The organism is Duganella violaceipulchra, from assembly GCF_019166075.1.
Taxonomy (GTDB): Bacteria; Pseudomonadota; Gammaproteobacteria; order Burkholderiales; family Burkholderiaceae_D; genus Rugamonas; species Rugamonas violaceipulchra.
Window position 1 is genome coordinate 1 of sequence record NZ_JAHTGR010000208.1, and the last position, 256, is coordinate 256.

The 256-nt window shown below is 66.4% G+C and carries 1 protein-coding gene; it reads right to left on the bottom strand.

Translation table 11 applies throughout. The features are described 5' to 3' along the window. Window positions 1-256 (bottom strand): hypothetical protein (locus KVP70_RS33720; RefSeq protein WP_217946780.1); only part of this gene is annotated, 256 nt, incomplete at both ends.

The window sequence follows — 256 nt, forward strand, 5'->3', positions numbered from 1 at the left end:
TGGCCTGGCGGTTCAAATCGGCATAGCTGACTTCCAGATCGCCGCACACCAGCGCGGTCGCCTCGGGACGAAGTTCGGCATGCCGCTCGAACAGCTCATGGACACACAACTCGCGCGCATACGGCGTCCCGGTCGCGTTCCATGCCGCCAGCACCTGCTGCCGCTCCGCGACCGGCAGCACCTGCAGCGACAACAACGACGTCTCGGGAGCGCCTTCCAGCGCGGCCGCCAGCTGCTCCAGCGCAGTCTGCATATA